The sequence below is a fragment of the Stygiolobus sp. RP850M genome (genome assembly GCF_037389295.1).
In the GTDB taxonomy this organism is placed as follows: domain Archaea; phylum Thermoproteota; class Thermoprotei_A; order Sulfolobales; family Sulfolobaceae; genus Stygiolobus.
The window spans coordinates 18045-27281 of sequence record NZ_JBBHKU010000035.1 but is presented as its reverse complement, the minus strand read 5'-3'; the positions used below and the strand labels follow the sequence as shown (position 1 = coordinate 27281).

Sequence of the window (9237 nt, the reverse complement as noted above, 5' to 3'; positions counted from 1 at the left end):
GGTGGGGGCTCTTAACCTGAGGAGCGTGGAGGCGTTCCTCAGGTTCGTTGAACGTTATTTAGGTGGACCGCCTGGGCTAATGAAAATCTTTAAGTTACGTTAAAGTCCCATAACTGCTGTAAGTAAGCATTGTTTAATTTATCTTTGCAAATTATTTAACCCAATATGAAGTCATTTTCTATTTTTCACTTAATAGAGCAGATAATTACTACGAAGCGAGACTTTTCCACTAAACTGAAATCAATGAAATAGTTCTCAACTTTTTGTAAATAGATAATTCTTAGTATATATTTTCAAATCTTTCAACTTCATCTTATCGATTTCCTTCAACTTCTCATTTATCTTTCTTAAATAGTCTTTACTGATTAGTGTTTTAACTCCTTCCATCTCTTCTTCTCCTCTCTGAGTAAGTCTAACTTGACTCCTAGTTAAATATAGAAATTTATTCTTAACCAGAGCGTTCAAGTGAGACTTAATTCTAGAGCTGTAAATGAAATACAACTTTCCCCATCTAAACGTGAATAGGGGGTTCTGAACTGCGAGAGAAGAAGATATCATATCGTATATGAAAAAAGCGTTCACGTATAACTTATATTTTTTCTCCGTACGTTTCCCGTTCATAGCTAAGAAAATTAAGTTGTCTATCGTTATATCGTAATCAACTTCCTCTTCTTCGCACAAGTTATCCCGACTATTAGCCAAGTACTTCAGAATATAATATGCACTTTCACAAGATCTGAATTTTTCTATCTCCTCGATCGCCTCATTGATCAATTGGAACATTCTGCTGTTTTTCATTCTGCTTCTCCTCCAGTTCAACTATTGTCATTACTACCCCAGAGTGCGGGAACAAGTGGGGGAAATTACCCCTTGCCTCACACGTCTTTGGGTCTATATGTTCACCTATTAAGCCCAGAGGGGAGGAGCATTGCCTAATTCTATCCAATAACTCCAATGCCTTACCCTCTTGGTTTAACCTTACGTAAACTCTCGCCATCCACAGAGTCACTAACGTAAAGGGATTTACGGTAAAGCCCATGAAGTCCTTTCTGTACCTTAAATATAAACCTTCCCCCACTTTCAACTCCTTTTCTATTCTATCTAGTGTGTTCAGAAACACTTTATCTTCAGCTTTTATGAAATCGTAGAGAGGTAACGTTAAGAGTGCGGCATCTATTTCATCTCCACCATAATACCTTATAAAAGACCCGTCTTTCACTCCGTTCCTCATTACATCCTCTCTTATTTCATTAGCTATGTTCTTCCATTCTTCAGCCAGCTCGCTATAACCGAGTGCTGAAGCCAGTTTTGAAGCCCTATCCATCGACACCCAACTCATGACTTTAGTATGGGTGTAATGTCTTGTCACTCCCCTTTCTTCCCATATGTCGGTACTCGGTTCTCTCCACGAGGATTTAACCCAAGACGCTATTGACTCAATAGCCCAGAAGTTCCTATCAACATAATCATCATCTTCAGTCTCCTTATAATACGTGTACAAGGCGTTCATAAACGCTCCTTCCACGTCCATTTGTATTTGTAAATAAGCCGCGTTGCCGATCCTAACGGGTTTACTATTGAGGAATCCGCTTAGCCAATCAAGAGTTTCCTCAGCTGGAGGTGGTGTACCGTCAATTGTATAAAATGGATGATCGAAGCTCTTTGAGGAGGGATCTAAAACACTAATTAAGAAGTCTAATGTCCTCCTAGCATAGTTAGTTAACCCAGCCTTAACTAGAGCCTCTACAGCGTAAGAGGAGTCCCTGACCCAGACGAACCTATAGTCCCAGTTTCTGCTCTCTCCGACTATTTCTGGGATTGAAGACGTAGGAGATGCTATAATTCCTCCCGAAGGCTTATAGTACATTCCTAGAATCACTGATAGGGAGCGGTAGTACATATCTCTCAGAACGTTCACTTTTCTCGCTCTGGACAGTTCCTTTTCCGTATAGCTTATCAGTTTCGAGAAGGCTTCGTAAGGCATAGAATACACAAAGCCTTTTTGGCTAAAGAGTCCGTATCTCAAATCTTTTGAATAGAGTAAGTAGAGGTATCCCCTTCCAGGCTTAATAGTGATCTCGTAAGGGGATTTTATTTCAAAGTTCCCGTATATTAGGAGCTCTAAGCCTTCCTTCGACAAAGGGTTTTTGTAGACAACGCCTTTGTCCTCAACTATTTCAGTTCCAGCATTAATTAAACCGTAATTGAAAACGGGTCTGACGACGGCTCTCAACTCCACTTCACTATCGTAAAGTCTTATGATCGCAGGTAAGGAGAGGGGAAGAAAGTCTATTACTTTCGCCTCTCCCGAAGTAGTCTTGAAAGAGGTCTTAACTACTAGTGAATAACCTAAGTACTCTTGTTGCACTTTGTACTCGTTTGATAAAGGGGTAAGTAAAAAGTAACCACCTTTTTCGCTATCAAGAATTTTGGTGAAAACTGAAGGTGAATCATAACGAGGTATGGGAAACCACTCGATACTTCCGTTTACCTCAAGGGCCGATGTTAATCCGTTAGATAGGAATGTGTAATTCATGGTATCATAATCTGAGCTTACTTTTTTAAAAATGATAGCTAATATTACTTATTACGCCATGGTTTCAGTAGCAATTAATACTCAAACTCCTCCCATAAGGTTCAGACAGACCTACCGAGACCTCGTTGAGAAGTACGGTTACCTTGAGTTGCCCATAGACTTATCGGCCATAGACAGCTCTGATTACTACATATCTGTTGGCGGAGTTGCCAAGATGATGATGGCGATATTAGATAAGTTTTCAAAAGCTAGATGGGTGTCTCTAGGTCCTGGCTACCCTCCGGAGGTTATTTACAACCGTAAGGAGTTTTATTTCATCGACGTCCAACCGGAGACACTTAAAGGTTACACGGAGTTCAAAGAGGGGATATACAACGAGTCCCACGGTCTGACTAAGTACGAAATTCAACCCTTCCACTACATCTCGTATGCCGATTATAACTGGCTATCCGCTAAGAAACTTCTACAATTTTATAAGGACACTGACATTTACTTCATCAACGATTTTCAACAGCTCTTAGTAGGAGGGATTATAGGCCCCTCTGCTCCAGCTGTGCTCTGGTATCACATACCCTTCATACCAGAGATCCTCTCTAGAAAGATCAGGGATTTCATTGTAAAGTCCTTTGAGGGCTTTGACTACGTGATAGTCAGTACGAAGAGGGACTTAGAGGGGTTGTTAAGAGCAGGAGCCAGAACAAAGGTTAAACAGATATATCCCTACATAGACACGTCGTTATATAAGAAACCGGGGAAAGGAGAGGTTGAAAAGGTAAGGGATAAATACGGTCTTAAACCTGACGATAAGGTGGTAACTGTAGTAGCTAGGATGGATCCCATGAAGAGTCAAGACGTGGTTATAACAGCTATGAAGGAGGTAAAAACCCCTAACGTAAAGTTACTACTGGTTGGAAACGGAAGTTTTACTAGCGGGGCTCTAGGAACGGGTAAGGCCAGTTCATGGGTGAGAAAGCTAAAGGCTCTGGCTCAGAACTTAGGAGTCTACGATAAAGTAGTATTCACCGGTCATGTAGACGACGAGGAACTGTTCACAATATATGCGACTTCAGATGTAATTGCATTGCCATCTAGGATAGAGGGTTTCGGACTCGTAGTTTGTGAGGGCTGGGTTTACGGTAAGCCTGCAATAGTGAGCTCAGGTGCGGGCGTAAGTGAGTTAATTATAGATGGGGCTAACGGGTATATCTTTAGGAGTGGTGACCATCAGGAATTAGCACAAAAAATAGATATTGTCTTGAAAGACCCCGATAAATATGGGCTGATGGGAAAGGAGACCGTGAAGAAATGTGATGTAAACTTTGCTTTTGAACAAATAAAAGATGTCTTTATTGAAGCTATGAAGGATTACGGAAGGTAAAAAGTATTGATGATTCTTTATTTACTCTCGGTTGGCTTTATTATGATAGTACCGTTTTCTGCGTCTACTTGTAGCATGAACTTAGTACCGTGCTTTTCAACCATGGACTTTGGTATGTATAAGTTCAGCGGTAGTGTGTAGTACTCGTACTCATATGTCTTTCCTCTCACGGTCTTCTTTCCCACTAATCTTTTAGCCTCTACTACTCTCTCTTTCATAAGATAACGTATTACGTCTGACCTTTTAAACCTTATTCCGAATGTTTTTAATAACTTTACAATAGTTAAGGATGACAGTCTATCCCAACTTTTCTAAAATTTTTAGCTCGATATGATAAAAAAATGAATTCAGTAAAAAGGAGCAAATTCAATTGCTTATAACCACATGTCATGATCAGTAAACGTTGGATGATGAGCACCGGCTGTCATGAGTTAATGATATAAATTACACTCAATGCTGATCTTAATGAACCCGGTTCACATATTAGCTAAGAAAGGAGAAGTCGCGGAAAGAGTCTTAATAGCAGGTGACCCAAGTAGGGTTAAACTACTCTCAACTTTATTGGAAGAACCCAAGCTTGTAAACGAGAACAGAGGTTTTCTAGTCTACACCGGCAAATACAAGGATGTTAAGGTAAGTATCGCGACGCATGGAATAGGTGGTCCCTCGATAGCCATAGTCCTCGAGGAATTAGCGATGTTAGGTGGGAAGGTCTTCATTAGGTACGGTACAGCCGGAGCTTTAGTCCCCGAGTTGGACAAAGGAGACTATGTTATAGTCACTGGGGCTTCTTACAACCGGGGTGGTCTCTTTCTCCAGTATTTCAAGGAGGACGCATGTATCTCATCCACTCCCGATTTTGACGTATTGTTAGCACTGTATAACTCGTTTAAGGCTAAGGGGCTTAAGTTCTTTACCGGCAATGTATTCAGCAGTGATGCATTTTATGCAGAGGACGAAGCCTTCACAAAGAAGTGGTCTGAAAGAGGTAATATAGCTGTTGAGATGGAGTGTGCTACTCTTTTCGCACTTAGTAAGTTAAGGAAATTGAAGAGTGGGGCAGTTGTAGTGATCTCCGATAGTTTAGTCAAGGGCGGGTGGATAAGTAAGGAAGAGCTGGAAAAGAAAGTAATGCAAGGAGCTAATGCAATACTTGACGCACTGATCAATTTATAAAATTTCTGCAGTTGTATTTTCCATAATGAGTAAGTTAATAAGAGACCCTATACACGGTTACATAGAAATAAGCGACAAAGTTCTGCCAATCATTTCTCACCCTTATTTTCAAAGGCTCAGGTACATAAGTCAAAACGCTTTAGCTCACATGGTATATCCCGGGATGAGACATACACGTTTTGAACACAGTTTGGGAGTGATGTACCTTATAAAGGAGTTTCTGCAATACGTTAAAAAGAACAGTGAGGGACTAGATTTTGTAGACGAGGACTACGTCGAACTTGTAGGTGTAACCGGTCTGCTTCACGACATAGGACATTTAGCCTTCTCCCACACTTTTGAATCGGCTTTACAAGTTACTAGGGACGTTTACGGGATTACAAACATAAATTACCAAGGTAAAAAGACCCATGTCTACAACGGGATTAGCGTAATCGAGAACGAGCTTACGTGTATACTCGAAAAGAACTTTTCATCTCACAGTGACCCTGTGAAGTTCGTCATCAACGTACTTAGAGAAGAACCTAAAAACGAGGAGGAAAAACTTGCCTTGCAACTTGTCTCCAACTTCGTTGATGCAGACAGAGGAGATTACTTACTTAGAGACTCCTACTACGCTGGTGTTGGCTACGGTTCTTACGACGTGGAGAGGTTGAAGAGGGTATTGACTTATGTTGATGGTAAGATAGCAGTTCTCAAGAAGGCTATCCCGATCGTTGAACAGTTCCTTTTAGCTAGGATGTACATGTTCGAAAACGTTTATTTCCACAGTGTAGTCGGCATGTATAACTCAATACTATCCCACGCAATAGCTAAGTTAATTTCAAAAGGTAGACTCACATTAGACAATTTCCTCCACATAACGGATTTTAATGTTCTTGTCTCTATATCGGTAATGGAGGATCAGAAGTTCCCCCAAGCAATATTCTTCCGTTCAGGGTACAAGAGGATAAAGAAGGATATTGAGGGTGATTGTCTCAACGATATCGATAAGAAGGAGATAACCGAGTTGAGTAGGGAAACTGAGGGTGGTGTAATATATTACGAGTTCTTCGACACTCCATATAGGGAAGAAGGAGAGGCCGTCTACATATTTGATGGAGAGAATATGTATCAACTGTCGAAATTCTCCAATTTGATCAATGCAGTCAAAGATCTAAAGAAGGCGATAATAGTCTATCACGTAAACCAGACTGAAAAGGTCAAAAAGTATGAAAGAATAATTTATGAGTGCGCAAAGTCTCATCAGAATCCTAGTTGATGATTTTAGGCCCTGAGCCAACTCTCGTTACGAAGTAATTTGTAATTCCTAGCTGCTTTATGAAGTTTATGACTTCATCAACGTGTTTTTCAGTAGTGAAAATATGGGGGTTAGGACCTGCGTCAAAAGTGTAACCTGCTATTCCGTTATCCTGAATCCACTCCATTATCCTAAAAGAGGTGTCATTAAGATAGAAAAATGAGGGCCAGCTGTCAAGTATCACAGCATGCATATTGTTACTGTGCCTCATAGTCCAGTAATAAAACCTCTGCTCGTCTTTTTTTGCTATAGAGTCTATAACGTCTTTTAACGAATTTTCTACGAACTCCACCCTGCACTTCATCAAAGCCGAAGTCTCGGAAGTCCTTATCATCCCCTTACGTGAGGACACCTTCTTCTTGCTGGACGAGACAACTGGTATGACGTCTACCAATTCCTTCCAGTGATATTCGGGGAATATTTGATAACAATACGAGTCCTCTCCGTCGTCTCTTTCACCTTTAGTCCAAAGGACGAAACCCCCTACCGTACTCCTGCATGCACTGCCAGAGCCTATCCTAGCTATCTTAGACAACTCTTTTTGGCCTAGACCAAGACCCAAGGCACTATTAGCTGCATAGACCAGAGCTGCAATACCAGCTGCTGAAGAAGCGAGACCAGTGGCCTTAGGGAAATTGGACTGAGAAATCACTTTCGCATAAATATCTTTACCGTAAATCTTGCGAAATATCTTTAACACTCTACCGCTGTATTCCTCGACTTCCTCTGGGCTCGCCTTTTCCCCGTTTATGATCACCTCGTCTTTATCGAACTCCTCATCGAAGATCACCTTAGTCCTGACCTCTAAACCCTGTAAAGTTACGGATAGTGAGGAGTTAAGAGGCAAGTTAAGTTCTTCATTTCTCTTTCCCCAATATTTGACTATCGCTATATTCGACGGTGCTATAGCTTCACCTTCATGCCTCAAATTTCAATCCCTCGTCTTCTTTAAGTGTGATCACTGAAACGCCTTTAATTTTACCCCACGCCTCTTTCACCCTTTCAAGGTTATCGCCAATAGCCACTACTGACTCACCTCCAGCTCCAGGGGACAGAGAAAAGATAGCCCCCTCTCTTTCTGCTATTTCTTCCAATTTTCTGGTGAAATCGTTTTCAATCTTAACGTTAACTACTTCAGTAGCTAAGTTCATGAGCATGTTCCTAGCTAACCTTACGTGTTCAACAGCCTCTTCTAATCTTCCCTTTTCTATAAGTTCAATAGCAAACTTGTTCTCTTCTTCTATCATACTCATTATCTCCTTAAAACGTGGATCCTCTTTTTTCTTAACGAACTCGGCTACAGAACTTACAGTATCAAAACTCTCCCCGATGAATGCCATCACCAGTTCCTTATTTATCCTTAACGGTTTCACGTAATAATCCATCTTCTCTAGGTTAGTAAACCTTCTATAGATAATTGAGCCATATACCGCAGAAGCCACATCGAAACCGCTACCTATCCCTTTTTGTCTCTCGTAATTTGCTCTCTGAGCTATCTTGTGCACCTCGTCAGGGTTATTCCCTCCGCTTAAAAGGGAAAAGATGCACGCTGTTAAGGCGACCGTTGCAGCTGAAGAACTACCTAGACCGCTTTTTCTACCGTTGATTATGAACTCTGGGTCGTTGATTAGCTTAACATGAAATTTCGGTATATTGCCATACATCACTCTGAACTGGTTTAACACACTTTCGATCAACTCATTTCCTCTACCTTTAAAAATCCCGTATGATGTCTCAAACAAGTTTTCGTTGGAGATGTTACACTCGGCGTGAACCCTCTTGTTTACAGCTATCACATGACCTATTCCTCCGAACACTACGGAGTAACTGCCTATCCATAAAACTTTGCCTGGTGCACTGGCTACACTTTTTATCTCCTTCACCCCTATTGTAGTTATGGAGTTCATTCAAAAAAGGGATAGGCTGATATTAACTCTAATCTCTCAATCCGGTCCCGGAGGGATAGATGCAAACACCCTTTTCTCAGCACTCTCTGTATACATGGACAGGGAGTCAATACAGAGAAGTATAGGAGACTTATACTTTAAAGGTTACATAAACGTTCTTAACAATGGAGGAGAGATCAGGTACTTTGCTTTAAGGCAAGTAAGAGACGCTATGATCTCACTCGAGGTGCAGAAATACAGAATAGCAAGTTACATTAACGAACTAAGTAAAAAGAAGGACGAGATTATACAGATACAAGATAGGGCTAAGCAGTTAGAAGAACTTAAGAACGTGGTGACAAAAGGGTTGAACTTGATCTCAATAGGGCTGATAAATCTCTACTCATCACTGCCTGAATTGACATTGCCTGAATATATAGAAAGTATTCAAGCCCTTACAGATGTCTTAGGAAAACTAACTAAAATAGTAGAACCCTCTTACAGTAAAGAAGATCTTGAAAACATCCTGAAAATTGTAGAAAGATTTAGAGGAGAAAAAGATTACAAGTTGTTAAAAGAAATCGTTGAAAAAGTCGAGAATGTTTCCAATGAAAATAAAAATACATAAATAGAACGTGAAAGTTTTTATACAAGCGGGTTATACTTTATTATATGTATGAGGAGTAAAAGAGACCAGCTTGAGATCATTAGTGATATTCTAGACCTCGTTGAAAAAGGACACACAGCAAAATCTGCTATAATGAAAAATGCAAATTTAAGCTTTACTATACTGAAGAAGTACACTGACTATCTAATCAGTAAAGGATACTTAGAAGAGACTGAAAATGGTTATAGAATTACTCCTGAAGGAGACAAAGTGCTAGAGAAATTAAGAAGGGTTAGAGAACTAGAATTTAAATTGGCTGAACTTATTAATGAGTTATCAGACGAATTATAGCAT

General features: G+C 40.4%; 10 protein-coding genes and 1 pseudogene. 6 read left to right on the top strand and 5 right to left on the bottom strand.

Annotated features, from left to right (window positions below; all coding sequences use genetic code 11):
• Positions 1-103, top strand: a pseudogene (locus WIW52_RS03520) (transposase); the annotation flags it as partial.
• Positions 104-255: 152 nt separating this feature from the next.
• On the opposite strand, the gene WIW52_RS03515 reads toward WIW52_RS03520, so the two are convergent.
• Both WIW52_RS03515 and treH2 read right to left on the bottom strand, forming a co-directional pair.
• Positions 256-798, bottom strand: a complete 543-nt coding sequence (locus WIW52_RS03515; protein WP_337708640.1) for a hypothetical protein — start codon at positions 796-798, stop codon at positions 256-258.
• Positions 764-2536, bottom strand: a complete 1773-nt coding sequence (treH2, locus tag WIW52_RS03510) for an alpha,alpha-trehalase TreH2 (RefSeq protein ID WP_337708639.1) — start codon at positions 2534-2536, stop codon at positions 764-766. Before treH2 ends, WIW52_RS03515 begins: the two co-directional genes overlap by 35 nt.
• 31 nt (positions 2537-2567) lie before the next feature.
• On the opposite strand from treH2, the gene WIW52_RS03505 reads away from it, so the two are divergent.
• Entirely contained in the window at positions 2568-3914 is a 1347-nt protein-coding gene (locus WIW52_RS03505) for a glycosyltransferase family 4 protein (protein WP_443295503.1), read from the top strand.
• Between the two features lie 17 nt (positions 3915-3931).
• Here the strand turns inward: WIW52_RS03505 and WIW52_RS03500 are convergent, their stop codons facing one another.
• Positions 3932-4132: a hypothetical protein gene (locus WIW52_RS03500; RefSeq protein ID WP_337708638.1), complete on the bottom strand. Its 201-nt coding sequence runs from the start codon at positions 4130-4132 to the stop codon at positions 3932-3934.
• Between the two features lie 247 nt (positions 4133-4379).
• On the opposite strand from WIW52_RS03500, the gene WIW52_RS03495 reads away from it, so the two are divergent.
• Both WIW52_RS03495 and WIW52_RS03490 read left to right on the top strand, forming a co-directional pair.
• The gene (locus WIW52_RS03495; protein WP_337708642.1) at positions 4380-5090 is read left to right on the top strand and encodes a purine-nucleoside phosphorylase; all 711 of its coding nucleotides are present in this window, start codon (positions 4380-4382) and stop codon (positions 5088-5090) included.
• 25 nt (positions 5091-5115) lie between these two features.
• A complete protein-coding gene (locus tag WIW52_RS03490) occupies positions 5116-6351 on the top strand; it encodes an HD domain-containing protein (protein WP_337708637.1) in 1236 nt (411 codons plus the stop codon).
• Here WIW52_RS03490 and mvaD read toward each other — a convergent pair.
• Together mvaD and WIW52_RS03480 are read right to left on the bottom strand one after the other, a co-directional pair.
• On the bottom strand, positions 6344-7318 hold the full coding sequence (gene mvaD, locus WIW52_RS03485; RefSeq protein ID WP_337708636.1) for a diphosphomevalonate decarboxylase: 975 nt from the start codon (positions 7316-7318) through the stop codon (positions 6344-6346). The two genes, WIW52_RS03490 and mvaD, sit on opposite strands and share 8 nt — an antisense overlap.
• A complete protein-coding gene (locus WIW52_RS03480) occupies positions 7308-8297 on the bottom strand; it encodes a GHMP family kinase ATP-binding protein (RefSeq protein WP_337708635.1) in 990 nt (329 codons plus the stop codon). The genes mvaD and WIW52_RS03480 overlap by 11 nt, the downstream gene beginning before the upstream one ends.
• Here WIW52_RS03480 and WIW52_RS03475 point away from each other — a divergent pair.
• Both WIW52_RS03475 and WIW52_RS03470 read left to right on the top strand, forming a co-directional pair.
• Positions 8287-8904, top strand: a complete 618-nt coding sequence (locus WIW52_RS03475; protein ID WP_337708634.1) for a hypothetical protein — start codon at positions 8287-8289, stop codon at positions 8902-8904. The genes WIW52_RS03480 and WIW52_RS03475 overlap by 11 nt on opposite strands.
• A 48-nt stretch (positions 8905-8952) precedes the next feature.
• Positions 8953-9234, top strand: a complete 282-nt coding sequence (locus WIW52_RS03470) for a winged helix-turn-helix domain-containing protein (protein ID WP_337708633.1) — start codon at positions 8953-8955, stop codon at positions 9232-9234.
• Positions 9235-9237 lie beyond the last annotated feature (3 nt).